General features: G+C 66.3%; 17 protein-coding genes and 1 pseudogene. 7 read left to right on the top strand and 11 right to left on the bottom strand.

Going from position 1 to position 14,768, the window contains the following annotated elements; translation table 11 throughout:
- Nucleotides 1–59: 59 nt before the first annotated feature.
- The 4 genes and pseudogenes from AC1DX5_RS18855 to AC1DX5_RS18870 form a co-directional block, all read left to right on the top strand.
- Complete coding sequence (locus AC1DX5_RS18855; protein ID WP_465169548.1) at nucleotides 60–650, top strand: cold-shock protein; 591 nt, start codon at nucleotides 60–62, stop codon at nucleotides 648–650.
- Nucleotides 651–660: 10 nt separating this feature from the next.
- The gene (locus AC1DX5_RS18860; RefSeq protein ID WP_478016814.1) at nucleotides 661–1,158 is read left to right on the top strand and encodes a DUF192 domain-containing protein; all 498 of its coding nucleotides are present in this window, start codon (nucleotides 661–663) and stop codon (nucleotides 1,156–1,158) included.
- A 60-nt stretch (nucleotides 1,159–1,218) separates the two neighbouring features.
- Complete coding sequence (locus AC1DX5_RS18865) at nucleotides 1,219–1,608, top strand: NADH:ubiquinone oxidoreductase subunit NDUFA12 (protein ID WP_465169547.1); 390 nt, start codon at nucleotides 1,219–1,221, stop codon at nucleotides 1,606–1,608.
- A 185-nt stretch (nucleotides 1,609–1,793) separates the two neighbouring features.
- A pseudogene (locus tag AC1DX5_RS18870) lies at nucleotides 1,794–2,027 on the top strand (DUF2155 domain-containing protein); the annotation flags it as partial.
- 35 nt (nucleotides 2,028–2,062) lie between these two features.
- Here the strand turns inward: AC1DX5_RS18870 and aat are convergent.
- The 11 genes from aat to AC1DX5_RS18925 form a co-directional block, all read right to left on the bottom strand.
- The gene (gene aat, locus AC1DX5_RS18875; RefSeq protein ID WP_478016716.1) at nucleotides 2,063–2,824 is read right to left on the bottom strand and encodes a leucyl/phenylalanyl-tRNA--protein transferase; all 762 of its coding nucleotides are present in this window, start codon (nucleotides 2,822–2,824) and stop codon (nucleotides 2,063–2,065) included.
- Nucleotides 2,821–3,537 carry a ParA family protein gene (locus tag AC1DX5_RS18880; protein ID WP_465169545.1) on the bottom strand — a complete coding sequence of 239 codons (717 nt, stop codon included), beginning with the start codon at nucleotides 3,535–3,537 and terminating at the stop codon, nucleotides 2,821–2,823. Before AC1DX5_RS18880 ends, aat begins: the two co-directional genes overlap by 4 nt.
- A 103-nt stretch (nucleotides 3,538–3,640) precedes the next feature.
- A complete protein-coding gene (locus AC1DX5_RS18885; protein WP_465173958.1) occupies nucleotides 3,641–4,021 on the bottom strand; it encodes a hypothetical protein in 381 nt (126 codons plus the stop codon).
- A gap of 126 nt (nucleotides 4,022–4,147) precedes the next feature.
- Nucleotides 4,148–5,449 carry a Y-family DNA polymerase gene (locus AC1DX5_RS18890; RefSeq protein ID WP_478016719.1) on the bottom strand — a complete coding sequence of 434 codons (1,302 nt, stop codon included), beginning with the start codon at nucleotides 5,447–5,449 and terminating at the stop codon, nucleotides 4,148–4,150.
- 185 nt (nucleotides 5,450–5,634) lie between these two features.
- Complete coding sequence (locus AC1DX5_RS18895; protein ID WP_478016721.1) at nucleotides 5,635–6,126, bottom strand: DNA-deoxyinosine glycosylase; 492 nt, start codon at nucleotides 6,124–6,126, stop codon at nucleotides 5,635–5,637.
- 845 nt (nucleotides 6,127–6,971) lie between these two features.
- Nucleotides 6,972–7,361: a hypothetical protein gene (locus AC1DX5_RS18900; protein WP_478016724.1), complete on the bottom strand. Its 390-nt coding sequence runs from the start codon at nucleotides 7,359–7,361 to the stop codon at nucleotides 6,972–6,974.
- Nucleotides 7,361–7,867 carry a DUF1993 domain-containing protein gene (locus AC1DX5_RS18905; RefSeq protein ID WP_465174082.1) on the bottom strand — a complete coding sequence of 169 codons (507 nt, stop codon included), beginning with the start codon at nucleotides 7,865–7,867 and terminating at the stop codon, nucleotides 7,361–7,363. Before AC1DX5_RS18905 ends, AC1DX5_RS18900 begins: the two co-directional genes overlap by 1 nt.
- 116 nt (nucleotides 7,868–7,983) lie before the next feature.
- Nucleotides 7,984–8,334 carry a hypothetical protein gene (locus AC1DX5_RS18910; RefSeq protein ID WP_478016726.1) on the bottom strand — a complete coding sequence of 117 codons (351 nt, stop codon included), beginning with the start codon at nucleotides 8,332–8,334 and terminating at the stop codon, nucleotides 7,984–7,986.
- 37 nt (nucleotides 8,335–8,371) lie between these two features.
- Complete coding sequence (locus AC1DX5_RS18915) at nucleotides 8,372–8,779, bottom strand: MerC domain-containing protein (RefSeq protein ID WP_478016728.1); 408 nt, start codon at nucleotides 8,777–8,779, stop codon at nucleotides 8,372–8,374.
- Between the two features lie 69 nt (nucleotides 8,780–8,848).
- The gene (locus AC1DX5_RS18920) at nucleotides 8,849–10,891 is read right to left on the bottom strand and encodes a TonB-dependent receptor (protein ID WP_478016730.1); all 2,043 of its coding nucleotides are present in this window, start codon (nucleotides 10,889–10,891) and stop codon (nucleotides 8,849–8,851) included.
- A 94-nt stretch (nucleotides 10,892–10,985) separates the two neighbouring features.
- Nucleotides 10,986–11,405 (bottom strand): hypothetical protein, encoded by a 420-nt coding sequence (locus AC1DX5_RS18925; RefSeq protein ID WP_478016732.1) that lies wholly within the window; start codon nucleotides 11,403–11,405, stop codon nucleotides 10,986–10,988.
- A 552-nt stretch (nucleotides 11,406–11,957) separates the two neighbouring features.
- Between AC1DX5_RS18925 and AC1DX5_RS18930 the strand changes: the two genes are divergently transcribed.
- From AC1DX5_RS18930 to AC1DX5_RS18940, 3 genes are all read left to right on the top strand, one after another.
- Nucleotides 11,958–12,146, top strand: a complete 189-nt coding sequence (locus AC1DX5_RS18930; protein ID WP_478016815.1) for a helix-turn-helix transcriptional regulator — start codon at nucleotides 11,958–11,960, stop codon at nucleotides 12,144–12,146.
- A complete protein-coding gene (locus tag AC1DX5_RS18935; protein ID WP_478016734.1) occupies nucleotides 12,143–12,988 on the top strand; it encodes a hypothetical protein in 846 nt (281 codons plus the stop codon). Before AC1DX5_RS18930 ends, AC1DX5_RS18935 begins: the two co-directional genes overlap by 4 nt.
- 125 nt (nucleotides 12,989–13,113) lie before the next feature.
- Nucleotides 13,114–14,763, top strand: a complete 1,650-nt coding sequence (locus AC1DX5_RS18940; protein ID WP_478016736.1) for a DUF6311 domain-containing protein — start codon at nucleotides 13,114–13,116, stop codon at nucleotides 14,761–14,763.
- Nucleotides 14,764–14,768 lie beyond the last annotated feature (5 nt).

Here is a 14,768-nt window from a genome sequence, read left to right on the forward strand (position 1 = left end):
TGTCGTTTTTGTCCTAGCGATGATCCGTGCTAATATAGGATCCGGGGGATTAGTTGGTCATGCGTAACGATCCGCAACCGGCGTTCGGGGGCCGGGCCTGGGATGAGTCGATCGACGAGGCGTCGCCCGTCGCGTTTTCGGCTGCGCCGCTGGTATCGGGCACGCTCAAATGGTTCGACGTCACCCGGGGCTTCGGCTTTATCGTCGCCGACGATCCTTCGATCGGGGATGTCCTGATCCACTTTTCCGTCCTTCAGCCGCACGGTCGCCGCAGCTTGCCCGAGGGCGCGCGCGTCGATTGCCATGCGGTACGGCGCGAGCGCGGCTTCCAGGCGAGCGAGATCATCTCGATCGACCTGACCAACGCGATCGAGCCGCCGGTCAGGCTCAGGCAGGGCGAGGACCGGATCGATCCCGCGGCGCTGGTCGAGGATGCGGGGCCGTTCGAGGCAGTAACGGTCAAGTGGTTCAATCGCCTGAAAGGCTATGGATTCCTCGTGCGCGATGCGGATTCAGCCGATATATTCGTCCATATGGAAACGCTGCGGCGTGCCGGCATCGCCGAAGTCGAGCCCGATCGGCGCCTTCGGGCGCGCATCGTCGAGGGCCGCAAGGGCCCGCTCGCGGTAGTGGTCGAAGAGGAAGGCTGAGTCTGTCATGATGCTGAAGAATTTCGCGGCGGCGTTTGCGCTGGCCGCGCTGACGCTTACCGCCTGTTCCAGCGATGGCGCGACGGCTTCCTCCGGCGCCGCGGAAACGCCCGCGACGACGATCGCGCTGACCATCGCCAGCGCCAACGGCACGCACGACTTCACCGTCGAGACGGCGAAGACCGAGCAGGAACAGCAGCACGGCCTGATGTTCCGCACCGGCATCGCGCCCAACGCCGGCATGCTGTTCGCACCCTATCCGCCCAATGGCGGCGGGCCGAAGGAAGCGAGCTTCTGGATGAAGAACACGCCGAGCCCGCTCGACATCATCTTCATCCGCGCCGACGGCACGATCGCGACGATCGCCGAGAACACCGTGCCCTTTTCCGAAACGCCGATCCCTTCGGGCGAGCCGGTCGCGGCGGTGCTGGAGATCAACGGCGGTCGCTCGGCGGAGCTTGGCATCGCCGAGGGTGACAAGGTGACCTGGGCCGGTCACGGCAAGTGATGAGGCGGACCTGCGAGAGGGCAGTTGCCCGCGTGGCGAGCAACGGGTAAGCGGCGGCGCATGGGCATCAACCTCAATCCATTCACCTGGTGGAACGGCGCCTCCTGGGGCACCATGATCGGCCTGCGCGGCAAGACGCAGGTCGGCGAGGACCATCTCGGCAACGTCTATTATCAGGGCGGCACCGACCCCAACGGCATTCCGCGCCGCTGGGTGATCTATGCCGGCGCCAATGATGCGAGCCGCGTCTCGCCCGAATGGTTCGGCTGGCTGCACCACCAGGTCGACGACCTGCCCGATCGTGCGCTGCCCGCGCCGCGCATGTGGGAGAAGCCCGCGGTGCCGAACATGACCGGCACCGCGCTTGCCTATCGCCCGCCCGGGGCGCTGGAAAAGGGCGGTCATCGCGCCGCCGCCACCGGCGATTACGAAGCCTGGACTCCGGAGTGATGCGTCGACTGCTGGGCGGCGCGGCGATCCTTGCGCTGCTCGCGACCGGCGCGTGCGACCGGAAAGCCGCCACGTCCGGCTCCAAGGCGACGACGAAGACGGCGCTCGACGAGGATCAGCCGCCGTCCGGCGTGGTGACGGTCGATGTGCCGGCCGGCGCGGATCCGTCGTTCGGCGCCACGCCGATGGCGCAGCGCGTCGCGGTGATCGGGCTGCTCAACAAGCGCAATGGCGTCGCGCGCGACGTGACGCTCAAGCCGGGCCAGGCGGTGCGGGTGGGCGACGTGATCATCCGGCTGCGCGCCTGCGAGCAGACCGCGCCCTGGGAGCAGGACCATTATACCGGGGCGTTTGTCCAGCTCGACGTGCAGCAGCTCGACCGGACCTGGAAGCGGGCATTCTCGGGCTGGCTGTACAAGGAGCGCCCGGCGCTGAACGTCGTACAGCACCCGATCTACGATGTCTGGACCAAGAGCTGCGCGATGACCTTCCCTGCCGGCGGCCCCGAGTCGGTGCCGATCGGCAGCGACGAGGGCACGCCGCGGTCGAGCGCGAAGAAGTCGCCCGCCGAGGCAGCGCCCGCCGCCGAGGCGCCGGTGCCGACCACCCCGTCGACCGCCGCGGACAGCAACCCGACATAGGTGCTGCGCGGAATCTCGACCGCCCCCAGCGAGGCGAGATGATCCGTCATGAACTGGCAGTCGAGCAGGGTGAAACCGCCGATACGCAGCCGCGCGACCAGCCAGGCGATCGCCACCTTCGACGCGTCGCGCGCGCGGCTGACCATGGATTCCCCGAAGAACGCCCGGCCCAGCGCGATGCCGTAGAGCCCGCCGACCAACTGGTCGCCGTCCCACACTTCGACCGAATGAGCGAAACCCAGGCGATGCAGCTCGATCGAGGCCTGCTCGATCTGCGGGTTGATCCAGGTGTCGGGGCGATCGGCGGCCGATTCGGCGCAGAGCGCGATCACGCGTTCGAAGGCAGCATCGCCAGTGACGCGAAAGCGGTCCGAGGCGATGGTCTTGCGCAGCGAATGCGAGAGATGGAAGCCGTCGAGCGGCAGGATCGCGCGGAATTTTGGCTCGACCCAATAGACCCCGTCGGCGTCGCGGGCATCGGCCATGGGGAAAACGCCGATCGCATAGGCGCCGAGCACCAGCTGCGGATCGAGCGGCGTGAACGCAGCCGCCGGATCGGGCGGCCCAGCCTTCACTGTACCAGCCGCCGTTCGATCGCCTGCCAGAGCTGGGCAAAGGCCTGGCCGCCCGGCGACTTCGCAGCATAGGCGCCGACCGGCGCGCGGCGCACCGCCATCGACTCGACGATGCTGGCCATGGGCACGACCGGCCAGTCGGGGTTGCGCGCCAGCGCCGCGGCATGGAGCTTGCGGCGGCGGTCGACCATCGAATGGACGGGCATGATTTGTGCCTTGCTGCCGAGATGCTTGACCACCTCGGCATAAGCCCGCTCGGAGAGGGGCGAGGGGATGACGGGCACCACGATCAGGTCCGCGGCGCGCATCACCTGGTCGCTCGTCTCGGTGAGGCCGGGGGGACAATCGAGCAGGATGCGGTCATAGGATTTGCGGAGGCCCGTAAGCAGTTTTTGCAGGCGTTTCTTCTTGTCGAGCTCGTGGAAGAGCAGGTCGAGCCCGCGCAGCGACGAGTCGGCGCTGATCAGGTCTAACCGATCGATGCCGGTGGGTTGAATCAACCTGGACGGCTCGACGTCCTTCGAGAAGATCGACTGGGCCTGATCCCTGGTCTTGCCGCCCGACGAGAGCAGGAAGCTGCTCGCGGCTTGCGGGTCGAGATCCCATAACAGAGTGCGGCGGGCCGAGAGGGTCGCGGCGCACCAGGCGAGGTTGACCGCCAGCGTGGTCTTTCCGACGCCGCCCTTGAGGCTGTAGATCGCGATGGTCGCCATAGCGGCATCGTGCCCGACCCGCTGGAACCGCGCAACCGTTCGGCACATGAAAAAGGCCGGCGGATCGCTCCGCCGGCCTGTTGGAAGTCGATGAACCCGTGCCTTACTGGTGGCAGGTGGTCGAGCCCTTGCCCGGTGCGGTCAGGCTGATGCTCTTGGGCGTGCCGGTGAGCGAATAGCCCTCCGCCTTGAGCGGATCGCCGGCCTTTTCGGCCTTCAGCGTCGTCGCCGGGCCGTCCTTGGCCAGCTTGACCACCGCCATCTTGTCGCCTTCGAAGAAGGTGACGTAGACGAGGCTGTTGTCCTTGCAACGCATGGTCGCTTCCGCCTTCATCGCGGGCGGCAGTTCGACCGGCGCGCGATTGGCGATTTCGGCCGCCTGCGGATCCGGCGCGGTCAAGGTGACCGTCTCCGGCTTGTCGTTGTTACAGGCCGAAAGCGCGAGAAGCGCGACGGCGGCGAGGGGGATGAAGCGGCTCGTCATGTCGGAGGCTGCTTTGCTCACAGAATGGGGTGCGTCAATAGCTTATTAGTGCATCGTATAGGATTCTCCGACCCATTCCGGGCGGTCACAAAATCGTAATATCAAAAAGCATTGGCAAGTGTCGGACTATTCGTGGAACTCGCTCAATTCCGGGATTCTTCCAAAGGCGATCTTGGTGCCGACCCGGTCCAATCTGCCACCATGAAGCGGGCCGACACTGACCGCGTTCCGGCCGAATCGCTGGTTGATTCGGTCCATCGCGCGGCTGAGCGAGAGCGTGCGAGTCTCGCGTGCCAGCGGGTCGTCCGGATCGAGCAGCGCGAACAGCGAGTCCTGCTCCCCCGCCACCGGCTCGATCTCGGCGAGGGTGACGCCAACCATGCGGATCTGGAAGTCGCCCGGACGGGCGCGGCCGACCGCGACCAGCCGCGGGTAGAGCGCCTCGAGCCCGGCCAGCACCGCGAAACTGTCCTGCGTGGCGGGCAGCTTGATGCTGGCGCGCCAGGTCGACTTGTCATCCTCGAACCGGGCGTGGAGCACGAGCAGGCGGCTGCGACAGGATTTGCGCCGCAGCCGGCTCGCCGCCTTGAGCGCGAGACGGCGCGCGGTGAGGCGGACCGGTTCCACGCCGCGCTTGCCGGGCGAGAGGACATGGCTGTGGCCGATCGAACGGTTCTGCGTCGCCTTCTCGGGCAGGTCTACGCCGTGGAGCAGATACCAGAGCCGGTCGCCATTGGTGCCGCCCCAGGCGGTGCCGGCGTCGCGCGGGCGGCGTTCGCACAGCTGACGGATGTCGTTGATGCCGTCCTGCGCGAGGCGCCGCTCCATCTTTGCGCCGATGCCCGCGATGTCGCGCAGCGGCATGTCGAACAGGCGCTGGGGAAGCTGGTCTGCGGAGAGCACGACCAGGCCGTCGGGCTTCATCATGTCCGAGGCGAGCTTGGCGAGCAGGCGGTTGGGCGCGATGCCGACCGAGCTGGTCATGCACTCGCCGACATTGGCGCGGATGCCGGCCTTGATGCGGTGCGCCAGCGCGATCGCGGCCTCGGGGCTGTTCTCATTGTCGAGCAGGCGGCAGGCGACCTCGTCGATCGAGCAGACGCGGGTGACGGGGACGTGTTTCCAGATCTCCTCGATGATGGCGTCGTGGAACTCGACATATTTCTCGTGCCGGGCGGGCGTGATGATGAGGTCGCGGCAGAGGCGTTTCGCTTCCCAGACGGGCGTGCCGGTGGAGATGCCGTAGCGCTTCGCCTCGACCGAGGCGGCGATGGCGACGGTGGTGTCGCTGTCGACCGGCGCGACGAGGACGGGCTTGCCGCGCAGTTCGGGCTGGAGCTGCTGCTCCACGCTCGCGAAATAGCTGTTCAGGTCGAGGAACAGCCAGCGCAGCGGGCGTGGGGGCAGGAGGGGCGAGTCGTCCGGCACGGGTGGAACATAGCATGAACGATGGGATTTGTTGAATCGGATTCGGGACTTCCTTTTACCTTCCCCGGCGGAGGCCGGGGCCCAGTAGGGGAAGGGTTCGTGACTAGCGCGCCGACCGTTTCCAAGCGTCTCCCAACTGGGCCCCGGCCTTCGCCGGGGAAGCAAGAAGGGGGAGGGGGTTGTGGTTAGGCCAGATATTCCCGCAGCGCGTTCCATGCGGGTTGTTTCGCCGCTGCGCCGACGGTGTGGAGGGGGCTGCTGGAGGGGAGGGCGACCAGCGCGAGGCCGGGGGCGTCGCCGAGTTGCTTCGTGCCGTGGCGGAAGGAGGTGGCGCCGTTGAAGCCGATCGCGCGGAGATCGGGCAGGGTGGCGACCAGCCCGGCGAGATCGTTGCCGACGAGATCGCGGATCGCGGCGTCGCTGCTGCCGTCGCGGCGGGCGCTGGCGACGACATCCCACAGGCCGACATGGGCGGCGAGCAGGGCGGCGAGGCGGTCTTCATAAGCGAGCGCGGTCAGATCGCGATCGATGACGCCGGACATGAGCCGCCAGAACTGGTTCTGCGGATGCGCGTAATAACGCTGTACGTCGAGCGAGCGATCACCGGGGAGGCTGCCGAGCACGAGCAGGCGGACCTGCGGGTTCACGACCGGGGGGAAGGAGCGTTTCGCGACCATTTGCGTGCTTTACCGGTCGCGGGGCGCTTGTCGAAGCGCTGCGTGGGAAGGGGTTGGACGATGAAAAGAGCGGTGTGGGCTATGTCTGCGGCCGGAATAGAGGAGGGTGGGGGACGGTTGAATCAATCATGCGCCTTTCGCCGGCGGGTGTTGGAGCGGCGGGATGATAGTCACGAAGAATTCGCGGCATGCTTTGCGCGGGTCTGCGAAAAATCTCGAACTATTCGATGATTTTTGCCAGCCGACGTCGACCCCGAATTTTTTTAGTGTTTCTTCGGGCCTGCAAGAAAATCGGCGAGGATCGGAATCTGCCTTGGCGCGGGGACTGTCTGGACGTGGCGAAAGGCGATTCAGCGTACTGAAGGGGTATTCGCCTTTTACTTCCAGAATTATGAGAATGGGTCGTAGTTTCTTCACGCTTTCTCGCCCGTTGAATCGAGTAGTTCGGTGCCCGAACGAGGTGGCGTGCGGGCGGTTCCGGGAGATTTGAGCACAGGGGCGCGGCGGGTTGAATCGGGGATGGTCGGGGGTGGATCCACTATCGGCGTCCGTCCGGGCTGGCCTGATTTGGTTCACGCGAAGACGCGGAGGCGCGAAGGGAGATTGGGCAGGGCGCGGACGGGATCGAGCGGTCGCTTTCGCGGAAGGCCGGCGGCAGGGCGATCGCTCTATGCTCTGCGTCTTCTGCTTCGCGTCTTCGCGGCTTCGCGTGAAACCTCTTCCGCGCCGCAAGGAGCGAAGCCCGACCGAGTGCCATCGAGCCTCTCGAAGACGCTTGCGACAGGCTAGGTCTCCAGTCGACTGGAACGGGTGCCAGGGGCGGCGGCGCGGGCCTCAGTCCCCGTTTACGCTTTCGGCAGGCAAGGGGCCTTTGCCTTGCTGAAGCGGATGCAGTCCCACTCCGTGTCGTCCCGGCCGATCGCATTGTGCGTGTAGCGTACCGCGAGGGTCGCGTTTTGCGGGTCGGTGAGGGGCTCAGCCCGCGCGGCGGCGGCGGGGTCCGTCCAGCCATAGATGGTGCAGGCCTGCCGGCCCTCGCACTGCTTGCGAAGGGCGGCCTCGGTCTTCCGGACATCGGCGTTCGGGGCGATCGTGACGGCGAAGACGTCCGTGCCGATCGGCCTGAACTGGGTGCCCGTCGCGCCGTCGGCCTTGCCGCCACCGCCGTCGCAGCCCGACAGGAGCAGGGCGGCGGCGAGCGCGGCCGCGCGCGTTGCCGATGGTCGCACGGGCATCAGCGCGCGCCGAGATAGTCCAGCTTGCCGATCGGCACGCCCTTGTGGCGCAGCAGGGCGTAGGCGGTCGTGATGTGGAAATAGAAGTTCGGCAGGGCGAAATTGGTCACATAGGAACGGCCGGTGAAGTCGATCGAGCCGCCGGGCGTGGTGAGGGTGACGGTGGTCTCCTCCTTGCCGTCGATCGCCTCGCGCGGGACGGCCTGGAGGAAGGCGACCGTCTTCGCGATGCGCGCCTGCAGGTCGGCGAAGCTGGTTTCCTCATCGGCCATGGGAAGGTTCTCGACCCCGCCGAGGCGGACTGCGGCGAGCTTCGCCGTGTCGCTGGCGCGCTGAATCTGGCCGGTGAGCGGCGCCATATCCTCGATCAGCCGGGCGGTGAGCAGCGCCGTTGGATCCAGCCCCTTCTCGGCGGCGAAGGCCTCCCCCTTGGCGAGGAAGGTGGACATTGCGTGGAAGCCCCGGAGGAAGATCGGGACGGTGAGATCGTAGAGCTGAGTCGTCATGGCGCGCGGTGTAGCGGGGTGGGGGCGGGGCGTCGATGCCGCCAAGGACGGCAGGACTCGAAAAGCGATAGGCCGAGGATAACGCGGAACGCACTCCGGCCGTTTGTCCACGTCGCCTAGTCAGCCAACGTCCTGACACAGTGCGCGCACAGCCCGGCAAGCTCGACGAAATATCGTGGGTCCTTTAGCCCCGCCGCCATCACGAGGTTTTCGAGTCCGTCGAATGCCTCGGCGCAATGAATTTCGTTGAATTCACCGCATTCGGAACACCAAAGCACCGCTACCCGTTTTTCACCGACCAGCGCATAGCCCCCAGCGACGAAGATTTTGCGCGCCACCCCATGATCGATCAACCGCCTGATCTCCCGAAAGATCATGCTGAGAGGAACCACATTTCCTCGGTCGCGCAGCTGTTTGGCCAATTCCCGTCCGCTCAGTGGACGGCGCTGTTCCCGCAAGATTTGCATGACAGCTTCATGCACGTAGCGCGACCGTCGCCTGGACTCAGCCATGCCGATGCCGGCGATGGCGCAGCCGCCAATTCGAGAGATGGGCGAAGATCAGGCAGGCGCTGCCAATGATGGTCGCGGGCGTCTCCCAGCGATTGCCGGACACGAACAATGCGCCGACCGCCAGGAGGGCGAGGCCTACACCCCCTATAATTGCGGGGGAGTATGCGCGATGTCCCCGATGTCCCAGGAGCAACGCCGCGCCCGAGGTTGGGAGTGCAAAACCCAGTACCCAGACATGAAAGCTCTCGGGCAATGCGATCAGCCTGGAGAGAGCAGGCAATGCCGCGAGGAGTAGCGGGAGCCCAATGCAGTGGATCAGGCACAGCATCGAGGCGCCGACCGCTGCCCGCTCGAACCAATCGGCAACCGGGGGGCAGGCGGCCCGTTGTCCGCAGGTCATGATGTTTCTCCAGATCCGTGCCGGCCGAAACCGTGCCGCCGCGGGAAGACCCGCAGCGGCGCGTGGGGCTTAGAAAGACGCTGCCCGGAGGACGAAACGGATGGTGCGGCCTGGCATCACGACATCTTCCTTGTTGAACGCGGAGGCGTTGCGGATGACGTCGTCGGTCAAATTCTGTCCGACCACCGCCAGTTCGATCCCCGGATGATTCCTGAACGGGCGCACGGCGAGATTCGCGCTGAGCGTGTTGTACCCGTCGGTTTCGGTGTCGAAATCGCCGAACTTGTCCTGCCTGCCGACATGCATCAGCAGGAAGCCTGCGTCGACGCGCGGGCTGGTCCAGTCCAGTCCGCCGCCGATCCGGTAGGGCGGGATGCGGGGCACGTTGCTGCCATCGTCAAGTTTCGCCCGGGTATAGTCGCCGAGTGCCTTGACCTCGAGGCCGCCGACCTCCGTCTTCAACAGTCGATAGTGCGCCGCGGCTTCCAGTCCCGAGAAGCGTGCGCCTTGCTGGCCATAATTGAGTTCCTTCAACTCCCCGCCGTCGCCGACTGCGCACACGCCGTCATCGTCGCAGGTGCGGCCGGTCAACTGGCCGAAGATATAGTTATGGAACCAGGTGGCGTAGACGCTACCTTCGAAGCGGAACGGTCCCGAATTTACCCTGAGCGTACCCTCGAGCGAATTGGCGCGCTCAATCTTGAGCATCGGGTCACCGGTTTCGAAGGTCTGCGGGCCGTCATGTCCGCCGCGGGCAAACAATTCGGTGATCGCGGGCGCACGACCGGTGCTCGCAAAGGTCGCGCCCAGCTTGACGGCCGGGCTCAGGTCGAGCAGCGCGCCAATAGCACCGCTCACTGGCGTGAAGTCGCGGCGCGTGAGGACGTCCGACGCGGGCGTGCCCTCGACATGGACGTCTTCGACCCGCCCACTGGCCTGGAGGTGGAGCGCGGTGCCCACCGGCACCTCAGTGAACAGGTAGGCCGCGGCGCTCCGCGAGGTGGCCGGCTGGAGATAGGCGCTGTCCTCACCGATCGCGGAGAAATCGCGGTGGCCGGCCTGGATGCCTAGCGCCGTCCTGGAGAAAAAGCCGATCGGACCGAGCAGCAATTCTGCATGGCTGTCGAGCTCCTTGTTCTTGAAGGTCGTGTTGATCGAACCGTCGGGGTTTTTCTCGTCATGGCTATAATCGCCATAGCTGCCGTCGATCGACAGCGACTGGAGCGTGCCGTCGCCGAGCGTAAACAGCGAACGCCCGATCACCTTGGTCTGCCGCATATCGATCCAGGCAGTGTCGGCCGGAATGCCGTACTGCGCGGCATAGTGGATCACCGTCGCGCCGACATGGCTGCCATTGTCGGGCCCGAAAAAATAGGAGCCACCGAGCGCGCCGCCCCATCCGCGCAGGAACGAATTCGACTGGGTGCCGAGCGGGGTGTCGTAATCACCGGCATGACGATAAAAGCCATCGGCGTGCAGCGCGAGGTTGCCGACCTTCGCATCGGCAAGCGCCGAACCCTGCCACGTATCGGCATTGGTCGCGTAGCTGCCGCTCGCCTCGCCCGAAAGGTCGCGCGTCGGCAGATCGGTCGGCACGCGATTGTTGATCACGTTGACCACGCCGCCGATCGCCTGGCTACCATAGCGCAGCGTCGCCGCCCCGCGCACGACCTCGATGCGCTGAGCGGAGAGTGGATCGATCGGTACGCCGTGGTCCGGGCCGATGTCCGACACGTCGGAGGCGCTACTGCCGTCTTCGAGCATGCGCACGCGCGTTGCGTCCATGCCACGGATGATCGGCCGGCTCGCACCCGAGGCGAAGCCCGTGCCGGCGACGCCGGGCACCTCGCTGAGCGCGTCGGCGATGTTGCCACCGCCCGTCTTCACGATCTGGTCGCGATCCACGGTGGCCACGATCGTCGCGGTTTCCGACCCTAGTGGCGATCCGGTGACGATAATGTCACCGTTGCGGGATTGATCAGTCGAATCCGGATCGATCTTGTCCGGGCCCGTCGAGGACACCTCGGTCGGAACGGTGGTTGGGTCTTCGGCGGCGGCGGCATGGGGCAGCAGCGCCGCGGTCGCAGCGCCCAGCAAGAGCAGATATCGCATAATGAAACTCCAGAACCTTGGCGGCGAATTCCTTCGAGGAATCCGTCGAGACGCGACGAGGCGATCGACTCGCCTTCGTTCGTATTGGTGATTTTCAGGCTTGGAGTTGGTACGGCGGCGCCCGGCTTTGCCAGGTATGCGAGCGCTGCCGAGGTGCAATCGTCTGAGCGGGAATGACGATGTGCCAGGAGACGATGTCGTGGGGCAGATGGAATGCGGGCGGGCTCGGCAGCAGATAACTGCCGGAATGGGCCATCTCCTGGCACATCGGACAAGGAGTCGGCACATCCGGTGCTGGATGCCCGGTGTCCGGCCGGGCCGGACTGGCGGCATTTCCGGTCAGACCCGTCACGCCACCATCCGGCCATGCGTGAACGTGCGTCTGGAGGGTGAGGCTCTGCCAAGTCAGTGCCAGCAGCGCAACGAACAGCGTTGAGATCCATAGCGAGCGCAAGCGCTTGCCGGGCAAGCGCAGGCGAGCGTCAGCGCGCCGGGCGTCGGCCCGAGCTCCCATCGCTGCTCGCCTCTTGTTCACTCTATACGATTCCAAGCAGCAACGGATTCACAACACAGGGTGAGTGTGATATGGTGTATTATCACATTGGTCAATTCTCCTGCCGCCGAGACGCTAGAGTAGCTTGCATTAAATCAGAGCCACCAGCACCCGTTCGTCCTGAGTAGCCATCGAGTAGCCGCGCAGCGGCGTATCGAGAGGGCGTATCGAAGGACAGGTTCCGCGCGACAACCTGTCCTTCGATACGGGCTCTCGATACGCCTTCGGCACCTCGATCCCTACTCAGGACGAACGGATCAGATTTAACGCTCGCCGCTCTAGATCGACAACGAAGGTCGGGGGAGGGGGCAGGCGCGGTTTCCGCCCGGTCGCTTGTTGTCCACGCTCCCGCCCATGCCCTGCACCGGATGGCTTCATGCCCTGCCACCGCCTTTCCGCTGGCGCCGCCGCGTCTTCGCCTAGGCCTGTAAAGAGTTCTTGACAATAAGACGCCTGTCTGTAAAGAGCTCTTTACAGGCTTGGAGGATCGTCTTGGAAAGCAACTTGAAGGCGATGCGTGAGCGGCGGGGATGGAGCCAGGGCGAGCTTGCCCGGCGGCTCGGGGTTTCGCGCCAGACGATCAACGCGGTCGAGACCGACAAGTACGATCCCAGCCTGCCGCTGGCATTACGCATGGCGAAGCTGTTCGGCGTCGCCGTGCCTGAGCTCTTCATCGATCATTGGGAACCGGAGGACGAATGATGGCCATCGCGAGCAATCAACCCGTGTCGGTATGGCGCGATTTTGTGGCGTGGAGCGCCGTGGCGGCGATTCCCTACATCCTGGCCATGGGCGCGGCGCTCTCGCTGATGCACCGTGACGGGCTCCGCGCGATAGTCCAGCCGGGCGTCGCCCCGGTGCTGGGCCTGAGCCTGATCGCCGCGATGGCGGTGGTTGGCCTCAGCCGGCGGAAGCGGCCGGTCACGCCGCGGAATCTCCGCAACTTCCTGGTCGCCGATTCGGTGGCGGTCAGCCTGTTCCTGCTCGCCGCCTGGTCCTTCAGGTCGATCGGCGCGGCCCGCGCGATGGGCGCCTCCGAGGCGGTCGCCGCTTTTACGGGCCTGGTTCTCCTCATCTGCGCCATGACGGGCATGCTTTTCACGGCGAGCGCGCGGACCGGCGCCGATCTCATCGGCGACGAGGATGCGGCCGAGGAGATGCGCGACCGCAGCCTGCTCTATTTCTACAGCTTCATCTGGATGGGGATGTACGGCCTGTTGCTGATCGGGCTGAGCCTCGCGGGGCGCGGAGACCCGCTGCCGCCCGTCCCGGCGCTGGCGGGCGCCCTGGCGCTGGTCCTCGTCCTGGTCGCGCTGGGGATCGCGGTATGGCGGATGTCGGACGAGCTGGGGCGCACCCTGTCGCACGAGACCGGCAACATGGCCTTCTACCTGATCCTGGCGCTGGGCGGCGGCTGGGCGATACTGGCCCATCTCGGCTTCGTGGCCGCGCCCGCGCCGCTCGACTGGCTGACGCTGTTCACCGTGCTGCTGTTCGCGGCGAGTTTCATCGTCCTGGGGCGGCGGAAACTGCTGACGCGGTGAGCGCAAGCAAGCGACGACCTTGCCAAAAAGCGGTCGGGTGGCCAGAGGGGGAGGACCTCGGGCGAGTGGCGTCGGCCCCGGTTGGTCATCGTAACGGCCGTTCTCGAGGGACCAGGCAGCTGACCATGACTCCGCGGGTTCGCCACGGCATCGACCTCCTGCGCGCCGGCCTGCCCGTGCTGCCGATGGTCCTTATCGCCGTGCTGCTGTTCCTCTGGGCCTATCATCCGGCGATGCTCGATCCCACCCAGCTTGGCTGGGTGCTGCGCGGCGGCGACAATGGCGAGAATGCGCTGGGCATGCATGCCTTTCTGCACCGGGCCGACGGGCCGTTGCACACGCCGCTGCTCAACGCGCCGGAAGGCGCCTCCCTGTTGTTCACGGACAGCAATCCGCTGCTGGGCATCGCGTTGTGGGTGGTCGCGCCGCTGCTGCCGGCCGAGGCGCAGTTCGTCGGCCCGTGGATGTTGCTGTGCCTGTTCCTGCACGTCTTCTTCAGCTGGAAGCTGCTGCGGCCCTATGCGCCCGGTGTGATCCCGCTCTGGGCGGGCGTCGTGCTGATGACGCTGCTGCCGACCTTGTTCAACCGCTACGTCCATGTGAATCTGATGGCGCACTGGCTGATCCTGTGGGCGCTGTGGCTGTTCGTCGATGCGCGCCGCGCGGGCAATCTGCTGGCCTGGGCGGCGGTGCTGGTCGCGGCGGTGCTGGTCCACAGCTATCTGTTCGTGATGGTGGCGGCGATATGGGGCAGCGCGATGCTCGAGCGGTTCGCCGTCGCGCCGGACTGGCGGGAGCGGGGGCGGCTGGTGCTGGGCTCCGCGCTGATCCTCGCGGCGACCGGGTCGATCGCGATGATGCTCGGCGCCGGCGGGGAGTTCGTGCGGCCCTGGGGCTATGGCAAGTTCGCGATGTCGCTCGATGGCCTGTGGAACCCGAATTTTCCGGGCTTTTCGACGATCCTGCCGGCGACCCCGCCGAGCGGCCTGCGGCCCTATGAGAGCTTCCAGTATCTCGGCGTCGGCCTGCTGCTCCTGGCGGTCATCGGGCTGGCGGCCGGCTGGGCGGCGCCGCGCCGCCCGGTCGAGGACGGGCTTTATCGCCGGCTGCTCTGGCTGCTGCCCGCGCTGCTGGTGCTGACCCTGGTTGCGATCAGCAACGAGCTGGAATTCGGTGGGGTGGCGCTGGTCAGCCTGCCACTGCCCGCGTTCGTCACCCCGGTGACCGATGCCCTGCGGGCTTCGGGCCGCCTGTTCTGGCCGTGCAGCTATAGCCTGGTGTTCGCCGCGATCGTCGCCGTGTACCGCCTCAGGCTCTGGCAGAGCGGGGCGGTGCTTGCCGCGCTGGTCGTCGTGCAGCTGGTCGACATCTCCGGGATGATGAGCCTCATCCGTGCCTATCACTATACCGAGATGACGATGCCGTTCCAGAATTTCACGCGCAGCGCGCGCTGGGACGAGCTGATCGCCTCGTCGCGCGACATCTCGTTCGACGCCCCCGACGTGACGCGCGATCTCGGCCGGTTCCAGGAGATTGCGTGGCGCGCGGTGAATCACGGCGTGCCGGTGCGCCAGGCCTATGTCGCGCGCTGGTCGACCGCCACGATGGAGCGCTACCGCCAGGAAACCATCGCCTTCCAGGCCGGGGAGCGCGTGCCGGGCCGGCTCTATGTGGTCCTGGCGGGAACGACGCCGCCGGCCGGTGCGGATACCGAGATAATCGATGGGGTGACGGTGGTGCGACCGGCAAAGCCACTGGCCGGATCGGCGCGGTGAACGGC

Source organism: Sphingomonas sp. P2_B6 (assembly GCF_056404755.1).

Excerpts from the sequence above, each read along its gene's own strand:
- AC1DX5_RS18910 (WP_478016726.1), bottom strand. The coding sequence starts at position 8,334 with ATGCAAATCTTGCGGGAACAGCGCCGTCCACTGAGCGGACGGGAATTG.
- AC1DX5_RS18930 (WP_478016815.1), top strand. The coding sequence starts at position 11,958 with ATGCGTGAGCGGCGGGGATGGAGCCAGGGCGAGCTTGCCCGGCGGCTC.
- AC1DX5_RS18935 (WP_478016734.1), top strand. The coding sequence starts at position 12,143 with ATGATGGCCATCGCGAGCAATCAACCCGTGTCGGTATGGCGCGATTTT.
- AC1DX5_RS18940 (WP_478016736.1), top strand. The coding sequence starts at position 13,114 with ATGACTCCGCGGGTTCGCCACGGCATCGACCTCCTGCGCGCCGGCCTG.
- AC1DX5_RS18880 (WP_465169545.1), bottom strand. The coding sequence starts at position 3,537 with ATGGCGACCATCGCGATCTACAGCCTCAAGGGCGGCGTCGGAAAGACC.
- AC1DX5_RS18920 (WP_478016730.1), bottom strand. The coding sequence starts at position 10,891 with ATGCGATATCTGCTCTTGCTGGGCGCTGCGACCGCGGCGCTGCTGCCC.
- AC1DX5_RS18885 (WP_465173958.1), bottom strand. The coding sequence starts at position 4,021 with ATGACGAGCCGCTTCATCCCCCTCGCCGCCGTCGCGCTTCTCGCGCTT.
- AC1DX5_RS18900 (WP_478016724.1), bottom strand. The coding sequence starts at position 7,361 with ATGCCCGTGCGACCATCGGCAACGCGCGCGGCCGCGCTCGCCGCCGCC.
- AC1DX5_RS18855 (WP_465169548.1), top strand. The coding sequence starts at position 60 with ATGCGTAACGATCCGCAACCGGCGTTCGGGGGCCGGGCCTGGGATGAG.
- AC1DX5_RS18865 (WP_465169547.1), top strand. The coding sequence starts at position 1,219 with ATGGGCATCAACCTCAATCCATTCACCTGGTGGAACGGCGCCTCCTGG.
- AC1DX5_RS18905 (WP_465174082.1), bottom strand. The coding sequence starts at position 7,867 with ATGACGACTCAGCTCTACGATCTCACCGTCCCGATCTTCCTCCGGGGC.
- AC1DX5_RS18925 (WP_478016732.1), bottom strand. The coding sequence starts at position 11,405 with ATGGGAGCTCGGGCCGACGCCCGGCGCGCTGACGCTCGCCTGCGCTTG.
- AC1DX5_RS18915 (WP_478016728.1), bottom strand. The coding sequence starts at position 8,779 with ATGACCTGCGGACAACGGGCCGCCTGCCCCCCGGTTGCCGATTGGTTC.
- AC1DX5_RS18895 (WP_478016721.1), bottom strand. The coding sequence starts at position 6,126 with ATGGTCGCGAAACGCTCCTTCCCCCCGGTCGTGAACCCGCAGGTCCGC.
- AC1DX5_RS18860 (WP_478016814.1), top strand. The coding sequence starts at position 661 with ATGCTGAAGAATTTCGCGGCGGCGTTTGCGCTGGCCGCGCTGACGCTT.